The organism is Candidatus Uabimicrobium helgolandensis, from assembly GCF_041508025.1.
Lineage (GTDB): Bacteria > Planctomycetota > Uabimicrobiia > Uabimicrobiales > Uabimicrobiaceae > Uabimicrobium > Uabimicrobium helgolandensis.
Genome location: NZ_CP165719.1, coordinates 770,824 through 793,202, shown reverse-complemented (window position 1 = coordinate 793,202; position 22,379 = coordinate 770,824). Strand labels below are relative to the sequence as shown.

The following is a 22,379-nucleotide window of genomic DNA, read 5'->3' as shown; positions in this document are numbered from 1 at the left end:
ATCAACACAGTTGCTTTTTCCAAATTTGATAATTTTAAGACTTTCCAGAGCATGTCCTATTTTTTCCACTCATTTAAAACTTCTCTAATCATTATTCCTTTTGTCAATTACACATTTTAAAGTATTGTTAGATCAAAATGACTAAACACAATACTTTACCAAATTAGGAGTCCCTGGTTGCACTGATATATAATAAACATATATCAAATACCAGGGCGTGTCACACGCCTTAACAGAGACACCCTACTTTGTATATAAAGTTCTTAATTTTCATCTTCCAAGTCATCGAGCGCTTTAGCCGCAAATTTAACTTGTAGAGGTTTTTTCCCTTCTCGGGTCTCATCTACTCTACGACAGGCATTCAGCGTTGAAATTATATCTTGAAAAGGAACATCAATGTCGGGATCAATAACGACTGGTGGATTAGAATTGGGACTTGCTTGTACAATGCTACGTATTTTGTTAAACAAACGCGTAAATTTTCTTTGACCTTCAAATTGCTCGCTCCCAACCCATACAACCGTAACATCTCTAGAAGATGTTAATATTTTTACGGTGATAGGTTCTTCAGGATCTTTTTCTGCTGATGTGTTCTGCATTCCTTGATCTTTGGGTAAATGCGCTTGCAGTATTCCTTCTAGAACTTTAAAATGCAAAGTACACATAAAGAAAATTAACAGTAAGAACGTGACATCAATCATTGGTGTCATGTCCATATCTGCTTTTTCGTTTGCTATTTTTTCTAAAGATCGAGAAACAGCCATGTGAAAAACTCCTTAATCACTCAGATTGTATTTTGGTTGCAAAGGAAACTTTGTAAATTTTTTGTTTTGAGCACTCAATCATGACACGTTGAACCATACGATAAGGTGTAAAAATGTCTGCACGTATTAATACCTGGCGATCTGAGATATTTTCGTTTTCATTAAATTTGGCTTGCGCTTCTTCGTAAAGAAGTTGAGACAATTCTGCCCACGAGTGTTTACCAAGACTTGTTTCAATCCAACGACCTTCTTCATCTGGTTTTTGATGGATATTAACAATAAATTGATTTTTGTCTTCGACTTCCTCTTCTTCTGCGTTACTTGCTCTTGGTAACTCTAACTCTGCACGTTCAATAGTTACCATTTGTGTTACTAACATGAAAAATATGATTAAGTTAAAGACGACGTCGATCATGGGAGTCATGTCCATTTCGATATCTTCCATATCTTTAGACTTGCGACGTTTCATATTTTTTTACCTTTTCATTTTAAGCATCTTGTCTAAAACGTTCTAGCAATTCTTCAGATATACCATTAATTTCCATACTAATACGAACTACTTTATTACGGAAATAAAAATAACAGGCAATAGCAGGAATCGCTACGATGAGTCCAAGACATGTAGTAACTAACGCTTGGTAAATACCTTTCGCAAGGTCTTTTGGTTTCGGTGCACCAGACATGGTTGCGATTTGGCTAAAAGCCCCAATCATACCAGTTACAGTACCAAGTAGTCCAAGCATCGGAGCTACAGCTGAAATCAATTGCATCCACGAGATTTTCTGCTGTAATTTTACAGACTCTTCTTCACTTATGCTCTGTACAGCTTCCATCATAGAATCATAACCAGAGTTAACTCGTGGTAATGCTGCACCGATTACATTTGTGAAATAGCCTGGTTCAGCAGCACATGTCTCCATGACTTCTTCATAAGCCTCTTCTTCAAATAGATCTTCAATTTCTTGCAAAAGATCAGGAGGAATGAGCTTATCGCGGCGTAGAGATACTAAGTGCTCAATTGCAAGTGCTAAGGTCGCAACAGATAGAAGAATAATTAACCATCCAATAGGACCTGAAACTTTTATAAGACCCCATAGAGTATAATCGTCTTGGAATTCTTCTCCGAGACCCGCGTCGTCTTGTGCACCTAAAAAAGTGGTTGCACAAAATAGAGACATTATCAATAATAATGTTGTCCACAGCAGTTTTTTGCTACTCATGACTGCCTTTCTATATAAATGAACTTTCTGTAAAAATTTCTTTACAGAATTACCTGATAAAACTACCTAGCAAAAGTATTAAGTGACTTAAAAAAGTATCTATTGTACAAGAGAGATATCCCTACATAATTTTTTTATTAAGTCACTTATTTTTTGGGCAGCGACCAAAAAAGTACATGTTTTTCTATTGTATCAGTACGACAATAACACTGCAATGATTTTATTCTTGTTGCGTAATTTTTTGTAACCGGCGCAGTGCTTTTGTTGTCCAAGGATTACCTGGATAACCTTGGGTTAGAAATCGGTAGCATGCTTGTGCTCTTTTTAAGTGATTCTTCTCTTTTGTAGCTTTTTCATTACACAAACCAGCAATAAACAGAGCTTGCGGGCGCTCTTCTTCTGCCTCAAAATAGTCAAGAATAACATTAAGTGCTTTTCGCCTTGCCGAAGTTATTTTTCCTTCTTCTAGAAGGCTCATAGCAAGGCCGTTTTCAACGGCAGCAAGAAGCTCGTAATCATTTTTTTCTGCTGCGTCTTTTAAGCTTTCAAAATGGCTTTTGGCGCGAGAAAACTTTTTATCTTGGATGTAACAATTACCAATGGCAATTGCTGCTTCGCGTTCCAATTTGGTCAACTCTTTTTTACTTGCTAAGGATTGCGCACGTTGATATTTGCTAACGGCAGAAGTAAAACTTTTTTGGGCAAGAGATTTGTGGCCTTGCCATAATGTTGCTTGTATTTTCCAGTAGTCAGAACTATTTCTTCCAGCATCAGCTTCTAGTTTACTTAGAGATTGACTAGCTTTGCTATACTCTTTTAAATTAATGTAACACTGTGCAATACCAAAATAACTTTCATGTAGGTAACGACTTTCGGGTTTAGATGCAGCGTCTTGGTAATGCTTAATAGCAGTTTTATACAAATCAGATTGTTGAGGATCACTATCTGCCCAACCTTGATACGCTTTACCTAAAAGATAGTTACTATAAACAAAAAACCAAGGTCCTGCAGCCGGCGGTAAACTAGCAGCTTCTGCAGCGCTATTTATCAATGAAACAGCTCCTTCGTAATCACCCTTGTTTAAAGCTCCTCTACCTGCGATAAGTTCTTGAGGACTATCGGAATATTCTATCCAATCTACTCTTTCTGTTTGCACAGACACAGTACGCTTTCGCAATTCGTAAGCAATTTTTGCGTAGCTATCCTTGATGATCTTTACGTCTGTACGCGACGTACCATTTTTGAAATATATTGTATCTGCCGATACAATATGGATCGCAATTAACATAAAGATCAGACATTGAACTAATCTTGTCATATTTATCCTGAGAGTTACCACTTATGTAGCCTCCTTTTCTTTGTCTAAGAACGTTCTGACAGTTCTTGAAATTTCCTTTGATAAACAGGTCCACCCATTTTGCGTTGATTGAGGCGTAGTGCTTTAATAAGCCCTTTGACTCTTGCTCCTTCTCCACGTAACTGCAAAATGAGAAACTGACGATATTTTGTTTCCCACCACTGTGGGTTATCGTAATTTCCAAAGCGAACTTGTGGATTTTGATATGGAGATAGGCGATCGAGAAGCTTAGATGTGTAGTCATATGATAAGTAAAGACACATATTTTTGATACGTTGTCCAGCATCTCCATGCGCTTCTTTTGAATTTTGTGGTAATTTTTCCTCAATGAGATTAAGAGCTTTGTCGCGATATGTCACTTGTAGTGTTTTAATACCTCGATCAAGACGTTCTTCCTCTGTGATTTGATTTAGTTCATCTTTTTGCTTATTAAATTCATCAGACAATTCTTTACGCTCACCATCACTTAGAGCCGAGTCATTTACTTTGGCAATAATAATTTGTGCGCGAATGTATTCGTTATAAAATACTGTTTCTGATACTTTTGTTGGAATATGTTTACTTATATCGCTTACTAATTCCTTGCTGAGGTAAGTCTGCAAAAAACTGTGTAGTTTATCTGCGTCTTTGTAGGACACTTGTTGCGCTAATCCTGCTAGTATACGCGATAAATAATCAAGGTATAGTGCATCTTCTGTTTGAGAATCATTTTTCTCTTTGCGTTCTATACGGTCTTGAGCAAAAATAGGATAAAAAACATAAATTGCTTGTTCCCAATTTCCTGTTTCTATTGCACATTCTGCTGTTTTTTCTTGGAGTTCTTTTTCTTTTTTAGGGTCTTTATTACGAGAAAGGCACTTGCGAAATACTTTAAGTGCACTACTGAACATTGTATTTGCTTTTTGTGTTTGTCCAGTTTCTTTAAGCAATTTAGCAGTGATCACTTGTGTACTAGCAATCCAGTCCAATGAATTTACTTTTAAGCTGCTGCGATACAAATACCATTTATTCAAATAATCAGCGCTTTTTGTGTAATAATCAACTCTGAGATCCAAAGCTTTTTTTAGTTCTTTTTGATCTAGAGTGTCTTTCTTTTTTAGAGCGTCATATTTTTCGTCAGCATTTGCAGCAAGAGAATAATATTTTCTTCCAGCCAGGTTGTAAGCAGCACTGCGATAGATAGCGCTTGCGGAAGAACCACCTTTTGCGCCATATATTTTTTCTGTACGTTTAATAAAGCTCTCTGCTTTTTTTAAATTATTAGCATTGAGGTTTGATTTAACAAGTAGATAAGTTGCTTGTGCTAACATGTCAGACTGTTCTGGATATCTTTCACATAGTGTCTCTAAATACTTACTTCCTCTAGCAACATCTTTTAATCTTAAATAAGAACGTCCCAAGAAATAAAAGGACTCTGCCATTGCTTCTTTACGGCGAGATTTTTTATCAAGTTCTAAATCAGATAAACGATTTTGTTTTGTGTAGGTATGATAATTTTTAAGTTCCGAAACTGCGCGTTTGTATAGGCTTTCGGATTTATTATTCATACGAAATGAGCCAGGCTTCTTTGTTGAGGTTTTACTTTTTTGCTCATATTTCTTCGCTGCATTGTAGTAGCACTTACCAATATTCACAAGTGAACGTTCGTAAGCATCTGCTTGTGGTGAAACACTACGATAAGCATTAGCAGCTTTTTCGTATGCCTTAGCAGAAGCAACATAATTCTTTGTGGAGCGAGCAATGCGTTCTTTGTCGTCTGCCGCACTATAGGAAAGGTTTTTCGCATAAGGAGAATTACTATATTTTTTAACCAGATAATTACGCATTTTATCTGATTTATTTTTTAAGTAGCCATCTTTGGTTTGCTTGTAGGCTTCTTTGAAGCCGCGATACGCCCAGTAAGCGGATTTTGCGGTAATACTAATTTTTTGTTCAACAATTTTACCATTTATCTTTTTTTCCACTACTTTTTTAAGGCGATATTTTTTACTTGTAGCACATGTTTCATAACACATTGCCGATTCTTGATATAAACCAAGGTGCCAATAAAGTTGCCCCATCTTTTCCCAAGAATCAATAGCATACTTAGCAATGTCAGACTTTTTCTTAGAATACTTAATCACCTTAAGATAAGCAAGAATAGCTTCGTGATATTCTTCTTTACTGGCAAGTCCACTCGCCACTAAATGAGCATTTTTAGCATTTTGTAAGGCCGTCGGACTTAACTTTCCCCACTCAAGTAGTAATCTTTTAGCAACTATTGACCAGTAAGTTTGCAGACCAGCTATTTTTTCGGCTATTTTAAGAGCTTTTCCATATTCACCTTGACCAACATAAGCTCTACCTAATTCTAATAAGAGTGCTTGTCCATAGCTTTCGCGTTCCAACTTCACTGCCAACTTGTCATTCATATGTTTTTCAAAGTCACCGGCAAGTTGTGCAGATTTAGAAAATCTTTTCCATTTATTGTAAGTTTGTATTTGATAGTAGCACGATTGAATACTTAGTTCTATAGCTTTGGGGTGATCAACATTCATAAGAGGGCGTAAAACTCCATCGTAGAATATAATAGCGTCACCGTAAGAACCTTTCTCGTGCAAAACGAGTCCGTTAAGTAGCATTGCGTAGTAAGAACCAATAAGCCCTTCATAATCACCCATGTAGTTTTCTAGTTCACTGCTACACATATCTAGCTTGCCTTGGCCACCGGCTAGTCCTTGAAAATAGTAAACGCGGCACAAACCATACCACGAATGATAACGAAGGTTTGCTTTGTCGCGAACAGTTGCTGATTTTGCTTCGAGATTTGTTCCTGCATCGTCATATTCACTTTTAACTTCGCGAAAACGTTTTCCTGCACCAGCAAGTATTTCATTTACTCCTGAGATCTGTTCGTTTTTTTGACGACTTTCTTCAATAATTTCTTGTGCTTGTGTTACCATTAAATCGGCAAGCTCTAATTTTAACTTTGCATTTTCAATTCCGCCAACAGATCCGAGGCGACTTTCGTAACATTGTATAGCTTCGCTATATGTGTTTTTCTTTTTTTGTGGGTCAGGTTCACGCTGAGCTTTTTCTTTAATAAATAAACATCTCAGTAATTCTGTTTCTTTACGTTGTTGCCTAGAACCTTTTTGTTGGATAAGCTGGCGGATATCTTCTGCTAAATCATAATATCCACTACGAGCTAAGGCCTTTGCGAATTCAACATCGTCGCGACCATTTATAACCCCATCGTTCGCGTAAATGTTTAAGCTGCAAATGGCAAAAACACATACAATAAATTTTCGAATCATCTGTTGCCTTTCTAAAATAAAGTTAGCAGTCGGTGGATTTTTGATTATAATTTCTAGCTGTTTAGAATGCAATATTCTTTTGTACTGTTATTTTTTATTTCGAAATATGAATACTTTGTTTAAGGAGTACAGTTCTCTGAAACTACATTACAAAATGAAATGTAGTTTTACTTGAATAAAACAATGGTGTCTCCATTCTATGGGAGCGTCCCTTATAACTCAAACGTAATATTTTTGGGAAAGTTCTAATGAGAACAATATTATTATTAAATTACTTATTTCTTTCTTTTTGTTGTAGCCAAAGCATGTCGTATGAAAATTTGACATCTTCAAAAAACAATTTAAAGATTGAAAACCTCAAAGCCATAACCAATTTCTCGTCATCAGAAAGAGGATATATAACCATATCTGGTGTATTAGTAACTAACAGTTCATGGAAAAAACAAACAATTTCTCTACAAGCTCATTCTACTAGTTGGAGAAAAAAAACAACGATCGACAAAGATATTGAAATTTTACCAAGTAGTAGACGTTATTTTCGATTGTATGGCGAGGTTAGTTCCAATACTTATGAAATTAAATTTTTTGTATTTGCTAATAGTCGAAAAATCATACGCTCAAGTGTTCAACCTCGTTCGGGTTACAATGCGCTAAGGATTTTGTATATCTGCCCTCCAAAGCATTTCGATGCCTCCTTTCTTGCTCCGATGATGCGTCGCGATTTAAAGCAGTATCGTACTGTAGAAATAGAACAAATAGGGGTACAAGACTTGCCATCGCACTGGTTAGAATACTCGAATATTGATGTCATTATTATAAATAGCGATCGTCCTTTTTTAGAGTTCGGTGATGTAAATAACGACAAGGCTCAAGCACTACTCAATTGGTTAAAAATGGGTGGTCATTTAGTCGTCAGTTGCGCCAGTAATTTGTGGCTATCAAAGAATAAATTTATGCAACACCTTTTTCAACTGGACGAAATTACAACTGAATCACATACTTCTAAGGCGTTTGAAAATTTAGTTTTTTCCAAAACCCAATATCGTTTTGCTCATCCGCAACAACGAGCGATTATCAAAGACTTGTTTTGGAAATTAGACTACAATTATGGCTCAATAACATATGTTGGAGTTGATCTAAAAACCTACGCTCGTTCAGAGTCTACCAGTAATTTTTGGTTGCAATGTTTACCTAAACAAAAAACACCTTCAGTGCATGAAAAAATTTTTAAACTGGGGAGTGAAAACAGTTATATTGATCAAGCAATGTTTACAAAAGAACGTGCACCTATACTTAGTTTAATTATCATAATGATGATTTTATATTTTTTATTCATCGGTCCTATTAACTTTACATTTCTAAGAAAAAGAAACAAAACCTTGTATCTGATTTTTAGCATACCTGCAATTGCTTTAGTATTTTGCGCTGTTGTGTTATTTTATGGTTTTTTTTCCAAAGGTGTTTCCAATATAGGGAAGCAAATTTCAATTTATTATCCATTAGAAAATAATAAATATTATAGTAAAGAATTCTTAGCTATTTCATCAGGAGCTAAAAACCTCTATCGAATTCAAGGGAAAGAAAAATCTATTGTTACTAAAATATTTAGTGAAGGAAGCGAAAATCTTAAGTATAAACAAGATAAAGGACTCTTTATACACAATTATCCTATTAACTTATGGGAGACAAAGTTTTTTCGTATAGACACAGTGTTCAATAGCAGTGCTATTGTTCTCAACAAACAAGGCAATGATATTGTAATTGATAAAGGTGAGAACAATATTGAAATTATCAAGAGTTTTTATGTTAAATACAAAACTAGAGAAATCTATAATTTGTCTAATAACAGTACAAATAAAACCACTTTTCATTACAATAAAAAACTACGTACGCTCAACAATTATGGATACAATACAGACCTTTTAGATGATAATATTTCTTCGCATTTGGCAAAAGTTATCAACACAGAGATAACAAACTATTTAAAGTGTGACAATCGCGATTTTGTGATATTACTTTTTCGTGAAAACTGGACTCCCATAAAAACAGAACCAAGCATAAATATAACTGAAAAAATAAGCGCTTTATTTATGCCCATACCTAGGAAAAATTAAGATGATTTTGTTGAAGAACCTAACAAAAATTTTTGGTAATTTTTTAGCCGTGGACAATTTGTCATTTGAAGTACCTTCTGGCGAGATATTTGGATTTATCGGTCCCAACGGTGCTGGAAAAACAACTACCATAAAAATGTTGGCTACTTTATTGCAGCCAGATAGCGGTAACGCTTGGATTGATGGACACTGTGTCTATACTGATCCAGAAAAAGTTCGTATGGCGATGGGATACATGCCAGACTATTTTGGTACATACGATAATGTAACTATTTTTGAATTTCTAGATTTTTTTGCTCGTTCCTATCGTATTCCACCAAAAAACCGTACAGGTACAATAAAAGGTTGTATGGAATTGACAGACTTGCAAAAACTAGAATCAAAGCTTGTTTCTTCTCTATCAAAAGGAATGAAGCAAAGACTTTGTCTTGCAAAGACTTTATTACACAACCCAAATGTTTTGATATTAGACGAACCTGCTGCTGGTTTAGATCCGCGAGCTCGTATTGAATTTCGCTCACTTCTTAGAGAACTACGCAATATGAACAAAACTGTCTTTATCTCAAGTCACATACTAACAGAACTTTCGGATATTGTTGATTCAGTTGCAATTGTTGAAAAAGGAGGTTTAGTTGTAAGTGGAAATCTACAAACGATTTCACAACTCTCTAGCAAAAATCACACAGAAGTACGCATCAAAATTCATAGCAAAGAGAAAATAGAAACAGCGCTTAACGTATTAGAAAATACCGATGAAATTATAAATGTTCACAACGAAAATGATTCTATTTTAATTGAATATTCTGGACAAACAGAAAACTTGTATTTAGTAATAAAAAACTTGGTTAATGCCGATATTCCTATTACAGAGGTGACATCTTCACAAAGTAATTTAGAAGATATTTTTATGAGGGTAACCCAAGGAGAGGTTAGCTAATGGAATTCTTTGATAAATATATAAACCCTATTCATTTACTTGGGTTGCGGTCCCACTTACGCACGAAACGCTTTCTTTATACTTTTAATCTTACAATATTACTTATGATCGGCGCTATGCTACTGGGATTTTTCTTTATGTCAATGGAACGCATGGCAACAGCAAGTATAGGTAAAAGTTTATTTATGATTTTTAGTATTATGCAATACATTGTTGTTAGTCTAGTATTTCCAGCTTTTAGTTGCACCGCTATTATTTCGGAAAAAGAAGGCAAAACATACGATTTGTTAGTTACAGCAAATTTATCTCCCTCTGATATCGTTTGGGGAAAATTTCTTTCAGCATTTACTCACTGCGCAATGTTTTTAATTTCTTCACTGCCTGTAGTGATGATGGCTTTTCTTTTTGGTGGAATAACCCCTGATCTTCTTGCAATAACATATGGTGTTTTGTTTGCATATTCTGCTCTTATTGTGATGTTATGTCTTGCTATTTCAAGTATATATAAGACTATAACGCGTGCTATTATTGCAAGTTATGTTGTTATTATTGTATTAAACAGTTTTGTCTCACCAGTATTATTTTATTTACTTGTAGATTATTTGTATTTCTCCGAAATTAGCCGCTTTTTTATCAGTATTGGTGGTTATGGAAGCCTAAACGTTTTTCTTACAATTTATATTATGCCACCTTTTCTATTTTTTTCGCTCATCTTTGCTCCTTATCTAGTTGCAAAAAATTCTCTACGTACCTATGCAAACAATCGTTCCACAGCTCTTAGGGCGTACTTTGTAATATTCGGAACAAGTTTGCTTGCTATTTTTCTTACCTACTATATAAACACGATATTCTCTGTAGGGCAAAAACTAGATTATGAGATGATTATTGTCAGCAGTGGTTTTTGCTTTGGGGTAGTAGGCCTACTTTCCTTAATTGGGGCAATTGGCTTTGCAGGAGAAAATGCCGTACCAGAAAAATTTGTTATGAAGCGTTTATCGGAGTATTTGAAAGCTGGTCGTATACGGAAAATATTTAATTGGAAATTATTCATCACCCTTTTAGGACCCGGATCTTACCGAGGAGGGCGTTTTGTCTGTACAATGAGTATCTTGTGGATGCTAATCTTCTTAGTAGGTACTATGTTTTTAGTGGAATCACTTGGTATAAAAAATAATCGTTTTTTTAAAAAATATACTCATAGCTATATCGAGCAACTAGCCATTTCAGGATTAGTCGTTTTTAGCTTTACCTACTTTTTTTGTATGCTTTCAACATTCTTATCTTTTCGAATTAAACAAGCAGGTTTTCGCCGCGCCATTCTTTTTTGTATCTCATTATTTTTAGTTGTGCTTTTACCTCTTTATGCTTTGTTCTACATGGAGGCAGAAAATTATTTTGGTGCAAACCTAGCTAATCTTCAATATTTATCACCTAGCTTATGTTTTGGACTAAGCCTAGCTCCTGTTGCGGATTTGAAAACTACTTACTATAATTATTTGATCTATGAAATTCCTCTCCACTACTATCACATTTTTATATACTTGTTTATTGGGGTCATTTTTCATTTTCAAAATAGAAGATCTTCCCTACAACGATGGAAAAAATTAGAAGAAGAAGAACAAGAAATTCTCAATATGAAATAAAGTAGTATCCACAAGTGCATCGTTTTATGTCATGCACTTGTGATTTCTTTAACTCACATAAACTAACATCTTCTTTTACAAACCTGTTACAAAAGAAACTCTGATACTATGGTATATTGTACGTGATGTTACTTTTCTTACAACAAGATTACTTAAGGACGCTATTATGTATAAATATACATTGCTTGCAGTTGTTTCATTCTCGTTTATTTTTGTTGGCGCAGTTGATATTAAATTTAAAACACAAAGGGTCATTGTTTTTAAAGATGGTTATTGTCTCGTTGTGAAAAAAGGAAGTGCAACTTCTAATGATAAAGGTGAAATCATAAGCTATGACGTCCCGCAATCAGCTGTTCTTGGTTCGCTATGGGCAACAGCAAAAGAGGCCGATATTACCAGTTTAAATGCTGAGTGGCGCGAAGTTACAAAAACCGAAGAAAAAGATTTTACTTGTACTGAGTATGTTGAAATTCTAGAAGTAAACAAAGGCAAAAAATGCAAAATAGTCATGAATGATAAAACAAAATACGAAGGAAGAATTCATCGTGTTTTACTAAGTAAGTCAGTGAGTAATTTGTCACAGAATGTATTTAATACGCAAAATTCACAAGCAACCATTTCAAGCATTTCAGGCTCTTATTTTGTGTTGCGTACCGAAACAGGAGACATGCTACTACCAGTATCGCAAATTCGTAGTTTATTTGTTCGCAATATGATAACGACAATAAAACGTAAGATCGAAACCAAAGAGCGCCGTAAACAACTGACTTTTCATTTTGCACAAGCAAATAAAAAACACAACATTACTCTAATGTATTTTACTCCTGGAATGCGTTGGATTCCTTCTTACCGCATTGACTTGCAACCCAAAAATATCGCCGCAATTTCACTACAAGCGGAAATTATCAATGAAAATGAAGATTTATTAGATGTTCCAATGGATATAGTGGTAGGTGTTCCCAATTTTCGTTTTCGCGATACGGTAAGTCCTCTGAGTTTAGAAAATACTTTACGCAATGTATTACGCAATTCTCAACGTCAAAATCGAACAAACTCTTTTTCCAATGCTGCAGTTAGTTTGCAACAAATAAATGCATATAGCGCTCCTCAACGTTCGCAACAAAGTGGAAATGTTACTTTGCCTTCAGAACTTACAGCAAAAGGTTCGCAGGATTTATTTGTTTACAAATTACCGAAACTCACTATTCGAAAAGGTGGACGTGCAGCAGTTCATATCTTTACCGCGAAGGTTAAGTACCGCGATATTTACACGTGGAAAGCTGCTATCAAGCATAATTTAAGTTACTCTAGTAAAAATAGAACGCAGTTAGAGTTTTCAGAGAATAAAATTTGGCATGAAATTGAATTGCTAAACAATACGGAACTTCCGTGGACAACCGGAGCAGCAATGATTATGCAAGGTCAACAACCTCTAGCCCAAGAACTTCTTACATATACATCTTCTGGAAGTAAAGTTCGCGTACCAGTAACTATCGCTGTGGATATTCAGGGGACTGTTAACGAAAAAGAAACTAAACGCCAACCACGTGATTTGAAGTGGGATGGATATCACTATGTAAAAGTAAACAACCAAGCAAAATTAGATGTTTGCAATAATAAACGTGGAGCAATTGATATTGAAATTATTTTTGCTTTTGGTGGTAAAGCAACACAAGCTTCAGATGATGGCAACGTAACTCTACACGCTTACAATAGTAGAGATTGGAATAATTACCGTGGTAGTTCTGCCGTAAACAATAGCACCACTGTGAAATGGAAAAAAACAATTAAGGCAGGAGAAAGTTTTATGCCGCAAGTAGATTATTTTTACTACATACGTCATTAATTGTGAAGAGAACATCGTAAAAAACGATGTATTCTCGCTAAATTCGTAACTCACAATTATTTTTTGATAAAAGATTTAGCTTTCCTTTCCGTAGCTCCAGTGGGAAAGGAAAGCTAAGTCTCTTAATTCCATTATCAAATGTAAAAAACATCGCTATTTCAATTTTCATGTAGCATCTTACTCTTTTTCAGCATGCGCTTTAATTTTTAAGAAGATTTCTTTTGGTAATTTTGCTAACCGCGGAGGACGACTTGGTTTGATACGGTTTTTACGCAAAAGATGGTGACACTCTTTACAAAAACGAAAGTGCTTATTTAATTTATGCATTTCGCTGCGAGATATTTTTTTTCTATCTATTGATCCAAGCCTATTACGTCGATTTGGGTGTTCACCGTTTTCGAATCTTTTATCTACATTTCGATTACCGCGTTCAAATCTTTTATCTACACGCTCTTCTATATCTTCAAATCTACGGCGACGTGGTCTATCTTCGCCAAAATTATCTTCGAGTTCTTCATCGAAAAACTCTTCATCTATTGGCTTGTCAAGTTTATTACGGCGTTTATCTCTATCATGCAATCTACTATTTTCTGAGCGTTTATTTTTGCCATGATGTCTGCCAAAATTATTTCTGGGCTGTTTATCTTCGTCGTGTAGTTCTTTGTCATGTGATCTACCTGGGCGTTTATTTTTATGGTGCGGTTCTTTATGCAGTCTCCCATCTTCTGAATGTTTGTCTTCGTCATTTGGCTCTTGATCATGTAGTCTGTCGTCGTGTGGATGTTTATTTTTATCATGTGGTCCGTTATCGTGTGGTCTGTCGTGGTGTGGTCTGTCGTTGTGTGGGTGTTTATTTTGACCATGTGGTCCGTCGTCGTGTGGTCTACCAAACTTATCTTTTGGATGCTTATCGTTAACAGTATCATTTCGTTTTGTTACAGAGTTTTCTAAATTTTGCCCATCATTTTCTACCACATTATTTTCGCCTGTTATTTTGTCTTTGTTTTGACTTAAAAATATAAGTCCTACAATCAAAACCACACATGGTAACAGTAAAGAATTACGATTTTTAGAGACCCATTTTTTTACACCAAAAGAAGATTTAGCAGATATTTTTTGCCCCTTTAAATAACACCTGATATCGTCTGCCATAGCCTTTGCTGTTGTATAACGTTCCTCTTGTTCTTTTGCCATAGCTTTCAAACATATTTTTGATAAATCTTTAGCTATATTGTTGGACACTTCGCGAGGATGGGTAGGATCACTGTGAGCTACTTGCCACATAATCTTGCTAAGATTTCCGCAAAAAGGGACTTTTCCAGTAATGATTTCATACATAATAACACCCAAGGTATAAATATCGCTGGCATCTGTTACTTTCTCTCCGTTAATTTGTTCTGGAGACATATAAAGAGGTGTTCCTACTAACATGCCAGTTTTTGTTAATTTAGTTGCGTTTTGATCATCTTGATCGCGTGCGATACCAAAATCCATAACAAGGGCTTTTGCTTTTGGAGTCACCATTATGTTGTCTGGTTTTAAATCACGGTGAATGACACCTTCGTTATGAGCACAATCAACTGCCTCAAGCACTTGGATTAATAAAGATAATTTGCGTCTTAGTGGATAATTTTTTTGTTTCAATACAGCTGTTAAAGTTGTTCCCTGTACAAGGTCCATGACAAAATAAGGTTGTCCTTCATATTCTCCTTGTTCATAAATCTTAATAATATGAGGATGATTTAACTTCTCTAGTAATTTTGATTCGCGATAAAACCGCTTCACTATATCCTGAGAATCTTCCTGACTTTTGTGGATTACTTTAATGGCCACTTGTTGATTAGAAGTTTTATCTAGAGCTTTAAATACTTTTCCCATTGCTCCAGAACCTAAAATACCTAATACTTCGTATTTTTCTGCAAAAACAGCAGGCAATTTTGTTTGTAGTGAATCTTTTTGAACTATTGTTTGTCGCGTTCGTTCTTCGCAATCAATTCGTTCCTGAGAATTGAATAGAACTGTTTGCTGCGTTTGCGCTGTCTTATTTTCAACAATCGTATGCTCTGTTTTCGCTGGTGGCGTGTGCAATTGAGAATTATCAATCATCGTATGTTGTGTTGCTAATTCTTGATTTTCTTCTGAATCTACAAGGTTTTGTGAAGTAGTAAATAACGTTTCTACTGTTTGACTTTTTTGCTTTTCCTTGTGTCGATTTTGATTTGTGGACATACACTTCTCCTTGTTCGGGCTAAGGAACAGTAAAAATGGTAATCTTTTTCAACATAATATTTCTAAGATTTTAGACAACAAAATCTTTTAGACGTACAGGTAAACGCTTAGTTCCCCAGTTCCCAGGTTTTTCTTCAAAAACACCTGCACACTTCACTTTACAGTTTTTACAAAGCCCATCTTGCTGCAAATTCCACTTGTGGAGCACATACCAATCTCGGACAATAAGTGATTCCCCACAATGGTGACAAATCGTACTACCACCTTTCTTATCATGAACATTACCAGTGTAAGCATAACGAACGCCATTTTTTATGGCAATTTCGCGAGCCATAGATAGTGTTTCTGGAGGTGTACGCGGTTTATCTAACATTTTCCAATCAGGATGAAAAGCAGTAAAATGCATGGGAATTTCAGGACCGAGATTATCAACGACCCAAGATGTCATAGCGTCGATTTCTTGCGAAGAATCATTTTCTCCTGGAATTAGCAAGGTTGTTGTTTCAAACCATACATTGGTATTATGCTTTAAATAAACTAGTGTATCAAGAACTGTTTGCAAATCTCCTGTACAAATTTCCTTGTAAAATTTTTGTGTAAAAGCTTTTAAATCAACATTAGCAGCATCAATGTGATCAAAGAATTCACGGCGGGGTTCTTCGCATATCTCTCCTGCGGTTACCGCAACAGTTTTGATACCCAATTTACGACATTCTTTGGCGACATCTACCGCGTATTCTAAAAAGATAACAGGGTCATTATAAGTAAAAGCAACACTTGAACATCCCAGTTCCTGTGCTGCTTTAGCAATGAGCTGTGGCGAAGCGCTATCAGCAAGAGTATCTATTTGTCGCGATTTACTAATATCCCAATTTTGGCAAAATTTACATGTGAGATTGCAACCTGCTGTACCAAATGAAAGAATAGGAGTGCCAGGAAGAAAATGATTGAGTGGCTTTTTTTCAATAGGGTCAACGCAAAAACCACTTGAACGACCATATGTCGTCAAGACCACTTGATCGTTCTTGCGAGCGCGGACAAAACATAGTCCGCGCTGGTTTTCTTGTAATTTACAATAACGTGGGCAAAGATCGCAGCGAACTTTGCCGTTGTCTAGCATTGTCCAATATCTTCCTGGTACTGTGTAGGAATTTTGTTCAATGCTCATTTTTATTTTTTCAACTCCTCTGGCTTTTCTTTTTGTGGCAAAATTAGATTTTTCTCAAGAGCCTCAATAACAATACTTGTGGTAAGTAATTGTGGTAATATTGTATATTCACCGCTCTTGCCATGATAAAGCAGATATAAAGGAACACTGTTTCTTCCAAATTTTTGCAAGTAATCGCCAATCACTTTATCGCGCTTTGTCCAGTCAGCTGTCACTGTTACCACGCCATATTTTGCAAATTGCTCAGTTACTTTATCTGTACGTAAGGCATTTTTTTTATTTGCTTGGCAAGTAATGCACCACGAAGCTGTAAAGTCAATAAACACTGGTTTATCTTCTTCTAACAGTTGTTCAACTTTTTGCGGTGAAAACTTTACCCAAGTTTCAAATGGTGGATTTAAAGAAGCATAACAACAATAAATTGTTACGGCAGCACATATCAAAGTGTAAGCAATTCCTTGAGGACGTTTTTTGCTACCGACCATTCCCCAACGACCATAAATCCAAGCGGCAAGTGTTAGAAAAAAGGCACCTGCTAAGCCGTAGAATACAACATATTCTGCTTGTGCAACGTTTTCGGCCATCAGTACCACAAAAATAGAAAATAGCCATACTGCTGCTCCCAATAAAGGAAACGCTAAAGATTTCTTAAGAGATTCCATCCAGCGCCCAGGTTTCGGTAGTACACTTAACCAACTTGGAAAAAAAGACAACATTAGATAAGGGAATGCCAATCCTAAAGCAAGAGATGTAAAAATAGAAAATCCAATTATTGTAGTTTGAGCCATTGCAAAACCAACCGCTGCTGCCATAAATGGAGCACTACATGGTGTCGCAATAATAGTAGTAAACACACCTGTCAAAAACGATGAAAGTAGCCCTGATTTCTTAGTTTGGCTTCCAACACTTGTTAGTGAAGTTCCAATTTCAAATACGCCGAATAAGTTCAATGAAAACAAAACTATGCCCATAACTAAAGCAATAACAAAAGTAGGAGATTGTAATTGATATCCCCATCCAGCACCTTCTATACCAAAAAGACCAAAATCACGTATTGCAAATAAAAGTCCAACTAATATCCAAAAAGACACCAAAACACCTGCTGTAAAAGCAAGACCACTTTTCCAAATTTTACTTTTGTCTCCTCCGGCATCTTCAATGAATCCAAAAATCTTCAATGAGATTACCGGAAGGACACAAGGCATTGCATTAAGTATAATTCCGCCTAAAAATGCGAAAAACACATTAAATAATATTGCGAGAATATCAGAGCTCTCTGTAGTTGAAAGATTGTCAATACCACCGTTTTTCACTAAGTCTTTTACTTGTTGCGAATCTAGTTTTTGGTTGATAACTCCCACTGATATCAGTAAATTTCCATTTGCAAGCTTTATCTCTCCAAAAGCCTCTTTTAGTTTTTTGGGAGCAGTACTTGCAAGTTCAGTTTCAATAACATACACCCCATTTTCATAAGAAAATTTTTGTGGTGATTCTAGTTTAAAGAACTCTTGGTGAGGAAAAAACGTCATATTTTCATATTTTTGTTGTGCACTGCTACCATCAACAAGAAATATTCGTACAGTCTTATTGTCACGACTAGCTAAAACTTGCCACTTGTCATTTGTTTTTGGTAATTGCGCATGGGCTTTACTAAAAAACTTTTTGTTTTTATCGCTTTCTTGCGACTTACCTATTGCAACAGATGTTGTCAATTTAGCATCGCCAGGATAACAACCAGCAAGTTTGCCGACATCTGAACAAACTAACCAATCTACTGCCGCACTAAGTTTAAGGGTTTTCTCGGCAAAGTTTTTTGCCACTGATATCTTGACAAGATGCGCTACTTCGTGTTCGTAAGCAAGAGAGACTAAACCACTTGATTTTATCCACTGTGGTGTTGCCCAATGAATATCACTCGCTGTCACTCCTTTTGGTAGTGTCCACTTAATAGTTGTAGGCAAACCTGAAGACCCAGGATTTCGCCAGTAGGTATGCCAGTGGTCTTCTATTTTCAAATTAACAGCAACCCAAAACGAGGAGCCAGGCTCAACGGTTTGTTGTTGCGAAATAAGTTCTGCATCTACAGGATCTGGCATATCAAATTGCGCTTGTAAGCACGGTAGTAGTAAGATAATGCACAACCATAGTATCTTCATAAGAAAATCCTTTCTGAATGATTTCAGGAGTTTTACTTGGATCTTTGTAAGCAGCGCTTTCTCAAAACGTACTCATAAAATTGAATAATAAGAAAAGGAAAATGCGTACTTTATTTGACAAAACATTGTAAGTAAATCAATTTTTGTTATTAGTCGTCAAGTTTATTGATAACTTACATAGGAAAATAGTGCGAATTCACCACTCTTTCAAACTAAAAAATCCAAAGAAGTAAAGACATTCATCCTTTATAATACTGGAAAGATTCCAAAGATAATGCCTTTAAAAGAACTAAAATTCTTTTGTACAATTTTAGAGGAGAGAAGTAGAATGCATTCAGCCGTTCAAATAATGAATGTAACCTTTGCAATAGACTATAGTAAAGCTCTATCACGGAAGCGAGTAGTAAAAGTTTTATGCAATTTGTCAATTTTACTTAGGGCGTGTCATCATTCAAAATATTGTGTGTTTTCGAGCCCGAGCCCATTTGCGAGCCCGTTTCCGAAACTTTCACTAACAATTTATCAAAGAAGCAAAGTTTCTTTTTCCATCGCAAAAAACTAGTATTGAACCAATAAATCACTTTCTGTCGCTCTCAAAAAGTTTTCGGGCGCGGGCTCGCAAACGGGCTCGGGCTCAATACTACTGGCGTATCATTAAATGAATCCGTTATATTTTTATCTGTATTGAATGATGACACGCCCTAATTTAAGGGCATTCAACCAAAAATTGTACCACTGAATGTATTTAGGTACTGAAGTCGAGGTCTTTAATATACGAATACTTGAAGTAAAGCTTCTGAGAACTCAATTGTTTGTTGAGCTAGGTAAAACTAATTATTTTTCGATGACATCATTTAATAATGAGATTATACCAGATAGTGGTATATGAACCCAGTCAGGGCGATTGTTCAATTCATATTTCAATTCATAAAGAGCTTTATCAAACAAGAATAATTGTAGTAGAACTCTTTGTTGTTGTTTATTCTGCGATAAAAACTTTCCACTTTCAGCGACTTTCAGGTATTCACTTAAAAATGTTGTGGAAACAATATTCCCCCAATAGTTTGCACGAGAGATATCTGTAGTTCCTAAATCCATGGCGGCTTTAAATCCAGCATAGTTAAAAGAACGAATCATTCCTGCTACATCTTTAAAAGGAGATTGTTTTTGGCGCCTTTCTTCTATGGGACGAAGTGGTTCGCCTTCAAAGTCTAGAATAACAATGTCTGTTTCTAACTTTAAAATTTGTCCAAGATGATAGTCTCCATGGCAGCGAATACGGAATCCCTCTGTTTTTATCGTTGTCAACGATTCAAAGTGCGTTTGTAGATAATTCTTTGCCTCAAGAAATTTAATGACATTGTGATTAGTCCTCATATCACTATTCTCTAATGTATCGACAACCTCTTGCAATATACCACAAAAACCTTTATATAGATTTAGTAAATAAAGATTATCGATTTTTGATGGCGTGAAATCAGCATTGTCATTAGTATTAGTAAGTGCTAGGTGAAGTTCGGCTGTTCGTTGCCCTAGTAATTTGGCAAAATTAGCGGATAACTCCATTGTGCTTGGTATTGTTTTTAAACTGCTAAAAATCGAACGTTGTGCTAAATTTTCTTCGCGATTTTGGACTAAAAACTTACTTGCTAAATCGACGGTATGCTCCCAGCAATCTTTAGCGTTTTTCACTAATTCTTGGACAATAGCAATATCGAAAATTTTACCACTGTCTGATGTATAACGAATAGCAGCGACTGTTTTTGGTACGTGACAAAAACCTTGTTCGCTTAAAAAGACATTTATTTCTAAATCAGGATTGGTGCCAGGTTGAGGTTGCCTAAATATTTTGAGTAACAAGCGATCATCATAGATGATGTTCGTATTGCTCTGCTCAATATCTTGCAGTTTTGAGTTGTTAATTGAGAGATCTAAATTTTGATGAATAATAAAGCTACTCAAATTACGATATGTATCTGGAAATTGTATTATGTTCCACAGATTATTACAATATTCCTCATTTTGACATCCATCATAAACAAATAATTGTTTATTATCTATATATAAATTAAACATAGAATTTTGTTGTTTTTGTTCAGAGAGAATTAGAAAAAGAATGTATTTATGTTTTATAGAATTGTTTGCCGTTACAATAAAAATATATTGTTCATTTGCAATTTCAATAACATCATCGATAGAAATGTTGTGGTTGGATTGTGATTTCCCTCGATACCAACGTTGATGTATAATGTATGAGGATAATGCTTCTGTGTTTTTGCGGAAGTTTTTTGTGTTTTTATAGAAATGTTTCATTATAGTATCGGGGTGACTGGATTCGAACCAGCGACCCCTTGGTCCCAAACCAAGTACTCTAGCCAAGCTGAGCTACACCCCGGCCCGTAATTATAGATGAAGTAATTTAAAAATCAATACAAAAAAATAAAAAATAAGAAAGTTTTACCTAAGACGTTTTGTATCAATATTTTAAAACGCTATTTTTTTTGAAAAATATTTTAAAGAAGTTAAAAGTAACCACTTAGAACGTTAAAGATTTTATATAGAGTATGTATTGAGAGTGTAGCGAAAAACAATACACCAAATTTTACATAGAAATTTTACTAATGAACTGGTTATCTGGACGTACATAGTCGCGACAGATAAAATCAGTAAATTATTTTTAACCAGGGCGTGTCATCATTCAAAATATTGTGTGTTTTTTCGAGCCCGAGCCCATTTGTGAGTCCGTTTCCGAAACTTTCACTAACAATTTATCAAAGAAGCAAAGTTTCTTTTTCCATCGCAAAAAACTAGTATTGAACCAATAAATCACTTTCTGTCGCTCTCAAAAAGTTTTCGGGCGCGGGCTCGCAAACGGGCTCGGGCTCAATACTACTGGCGTATCATTAAATGAATCCGTTATATTTTTATCTGTATTGAATGATGACACGCCCTACACTCCGAAACTAATTAGGTACTTTCAAACAATTCTTTGTTCGCTGGAAATAATACAATAAAAGCAAACAGTGTTGCTCCTCCAAACTCTAACAATTCACCGCGGTTTTTTGTAGGTATGGTGAGAAGTATCAAGAACAAAGCTGCATAACTCATTATATAGAGTAGTTTGGGAAGAGGAATAGCAAACATATCTATTATTTTCTTTCCCCAATCAGTGCGTCTATAAGCTATAGGGAACAATGTTAAGTATATAACAACGACAATAGATAGGATAGTTCCAAAGAGTAGTTTATTAATTTTAACTCCGCCAATTTTTAAATTGTGAAAATTTGTTTCTTTTTGTGCATTGTGCTGTTGAAAAAATTCAGAGCTTTGGATATCGAATATTCTTTGCCCCCAAGAAATTTCTTCTCCTGCACCAAAAATAAATACTAAACTCGAGAAACATAAACACGCAAGAAAAAGAGAACCGCGCTTTAGTCTGATTTTGAATGCTCTTACTACACAAATCATGCTAGCAAATAACAATGAAACAACTGTAAGCCATTCAATGAGTCCATCTTCTACTGCGTAAGAATTGCGGTAGTAATCTAAATTATAAATAGATAAGAAAATTCCGATAATAACGAATGTAAATACTGTAAATACTACAAGGTATTCAATCCACGAGTTTTTTTCGCGAAACATGACTAAA

General features: G+C 35.4%; 14 protein-coding genes and 1 tRNA gene. 4 read left to right on the top strand and 11 right to left on the bottom strand.

Features of this window, described 5'->3' with window-relative positions:
* Positions 1-263 precede the first annotated feature (263 nt).
* From UABHE_RS02935 to UABHE_RS02915, 5 genes are all read right to left on the bottom strand, one after another.
* Positions 264-764 (bottom strand): ExbD/TolR family protein, encoded by a 501-nt coding sequence (locus tag UABHE_RS02935; RefSeq protein ID WP_372368722.1) that lies wholly within the window; start codon positions 762-764, stop codon positions 264-266.
* A gap of 16 nt (positions 765-780) precedes the next feature.
* Positions 781-1,233 carry an ExbD/TolR family protein gene (locus tag UABHE_RS02930; protein ID WP_372368721.1) on the bottom strand — a complete coding sequence of 151 codons (453 nt, stop codon included), beginning with the start codon at positions 1,231-1,233 and terminating at the stop codon, positions 781-783.
* A 19-nt stretch (positions 1,234-1,252) separates the two neighbouring features.
* Positions 1,253-1,984, bottom strand: coding sequence for a MotA/TolQ/ExbB proton channel family protein (locus tag UABHE_RS02925; RefSeq protein ID WP_372368720.1), 732 nt, complete (start codon positions 1,982-1,984; stop codon positions 1,253-1,255).
* A gap of 220 nt (positions 1,985-2,204) precedes the next feature.
* Positions 2,205-3,302 (bottom strand): tetratricopeptide repeat protein, encoded by a 1,098-nt coding sequence (locus UABHE_RS02920; RefSeq protein ID WP_372368719.1) that lies wholly within the window; start codon positions 3,300-3,302, stop codon positions 2,205-2,207.
* Between the two features lie 44 nt (positions 3,303-3,346).
* Complete coding sequence (locus UABHE_RS02915; protein ID WP_372368717.1) at positions 3,347-6,637, bottom strand: tetratricopeptide repeat protein; 3,291 nt, start codon at positions 6,635-6,637, stop codon at positions 3,347-3,349.
* A 248-nt stretch (positions 6,638-6,885) separates the two neighbouring features.
* Between UABHE_RS02915 and UABHE_RS02910 the strand changes: the two genes are divergently transcribed.
* The 4 genes from UABHE_RS02910 (at position 6,886) to UABHE_RS02895 (ending at position 13,177) form a co-directional block, all read left to right on the top strand.
* Positions 6,886-8,751 (top strand): hypothetical protein, encoded by a 1,866-nt coding sequence (locus UABHE_RS02910; protein ID WP_372368716.1) that lies wholly within the window; start codon positions 6,886-6,888, stop codon positions 8,749-8,751.
* Between the two features lies 1 nt (position 8,752).
* Complete coding sequence (locus UABHE_RS02905) at positions 8,753-9,688, top strand: ABC transporter ATP-binding protein (RefSeq protein ID WP_372368715.1); 936 nt, start codon at positions 8,753-8,755, stop codon at positions 9,686-9,688.
* Complete coding sequence (locus tag UABHE_RS02900; protein ID WP_372368714.1) at positions 9,688-11,331, top strand: ABC transporter permease; 1,644 nt, start codon at positions 9,688-9,690, stop codon at positions 11,329-11,331. Before UABHE_RS02905 ends, UABHE_RS02900 begins: the two co-directional genes overlap by 1 nt.
* Positions 11,332-11,497: 166 nt before the next feature.
* Entirely contained in the window at positions 11,498-13,177 is a 1,680-nt protein-coding gene (locus UABHE_RS02895; protein WP_372368713.1) for a hypothetical protein, read from the top strand.
* Positions 13,178-13,354: 177 nt separating this feature from the next.
* Here UABHE_RS02895 and UABHE_RS02890 read toward each other — a convergent pair whose 3' ends face one another.
* From UABHE_RS02890 to UABHE_RS02865, 6 genes are all read right to left on the bottom strand, one after another.
* A complete protein-coding gene (locus tag UABHE_RS02890; protein WP_372368712.1) occupies positions 13,355-15,406 on the bottom strand; it encodes a protein kinase in 2,052 nt (683 codons plus the stop codon).
* A 70-nt stretch (positions 15,407-15,476) separates the two neighbouring features.
* Positions 15,477-16,574: an AmmeMemoRadiSam system radical SAM enzyme gene (gene amrS / locus UABHE_RS02885; RefSeq protein WP_372368711.1), complete on the bottom strand. Its 1,098-nt coding sequence runs from the start codon at positions 16,572-16,574 to the stop codon at positions 15,477-15,479.
* A 2-nt stretch (positions 16,575-16,576) separates the two neighbouring features.
* On the bottom strand, positions 16,577-18,730 hold the full coding sequence (locus UABHE_RS02880) for a protein-disulfide reductase DsbD family protein (protein ID WP_372368708.1): 2,154 nt from the start codon (positions 18,728-18,730) through the stop codon (positions 16,577-16,579).
* 834 nt (positions 18,731-19,564) lie between these two features.
* A complete protein-coding gene (locus tag UABHE_RS02875; RefSeq protein WP_372368707.1) occupies positions 19,565-21,043 on the bottom strand; it encodes a hypothetical protein in 1,479 nt (492 codons plus the stop codon).
* A gap of 7 nt (positions 21,044-21,050) precedes the next feature.
* Positions 21,051-21,125 (bottom strand) — tRNA-Pro (locus tag UABHE_RS02870).
* 572 nt (positions 21,126-21,697) lie between these two features.
* Entirely contained in the window at positions 21,698-22,372 is a 675-nt protein-coding gene (locus UABHE_RS02865) for a hypothetical protein (protein WP_372368705.1), read from the bottom strand.
* Positions 22,373-22,379: the final 7 nt, after the last annotated feature.

Excerpts from the sequence above, each read along its gene's own strand:
- UABHE_RS02935 (WP_372368722.1), bottom strand. The coding sequence starts at position 764 with ATGGCTGTTTCTCGATCTTTAGAAAAAATAGCAAACGAAAAAGCAGAT.
- UABHE_RS02930 (WP_372368721.1), bottom strand. The coding sequence starts at position 1,233 with ATGAAACGTCGCAAGTCTAAAGATATGGAAGATATCGAAATGGACATG.
- UABHE_RS02925 (WP_372368720.1), bottom strand. The coding sequence starts at position 1,984 with ATGAGTAGCAAAAAACTGCTGTGGACAACATTATTATTGATAATGTCT.
- UABHE_RS02920 (WP_372368719.1), bottom strand. The coding sequence starts at position 3,302 with ATGACAAGATTAGTTCAATGTCTGATCTTTATGTTAATTGCGATCCAT.
- UABHE_RS02915 (WP_372368717.1), bottom strand. The coding sequence starts at position 6,637 with ATGATTCGAAAATTTATTGTATGTGTTTTTGCCATTTGCAGCTTAAAC.
- UABHE_RS02910 (WP_372368716.1), top strand. The coding sequence starts at position 6,886 with ATGAGAACAATATTATTATTAAATTACTTATTTCTTTCTTTTTGTTGT.
- UABHE_RS02905 (WP_372368715.1), top strand. The coding sequence starts at position 8,753 with ATGATTTTGTTGAAGAACCTAACAAAAATTTTTGGTAATTTTTTAGCC.
- UABHE_RS02900 (WP_372368714.1), top strand. The coding sequence starts at position 9,688 with ATGGAATTCTTTGATAAATATATAAACCCTATTCATTTACTTGGGTTG.
- UABHE_RS02895 (WP_372368713.1), top strand. The coding sequence starts at position 11,498 with ATGTATAAATATACATTGCTTGCAGTTGTTTCATTCTCGTTTATTTTT.
- UABHE_RS02890 (WP_372368712.1), bottom strand. The coding sequence starts at position 15,406 with ATGTCCACAAATCAAAATCGACACAAGGAAAAGCAAAAAAGTCAAACA.
- amrS (WP_372368711.1), bottom strand. The coding sequence starts at position 16,574 with ATGAGCATTGAACAAAATTCCTACACAGTACCAGGAAGATATTGGACA.
- UABHE_RS02880 (WP_372368708.1), bottom strand. The coding sequence starts at position 18,730 with ATGAAGATACTATGGTTGTGCATTATCTTACTACTACCGTGCTTACAA.
- UABHE_RS02875 (WP_372368707.1), bottom strand. The coding sequence starts at position 21,043 with ATGAAACATTTCTATAAAAACACAAAAAACTTCCGCAAAAACACAGAA.
- UABHE_RS02865 (WP_372368705.1), bottom strand. The coding sequence starts at position 22,372 with ATGTTTCGCGAAAAAAACTCGTGGATTGAATACCTTGTAGTATTTACA.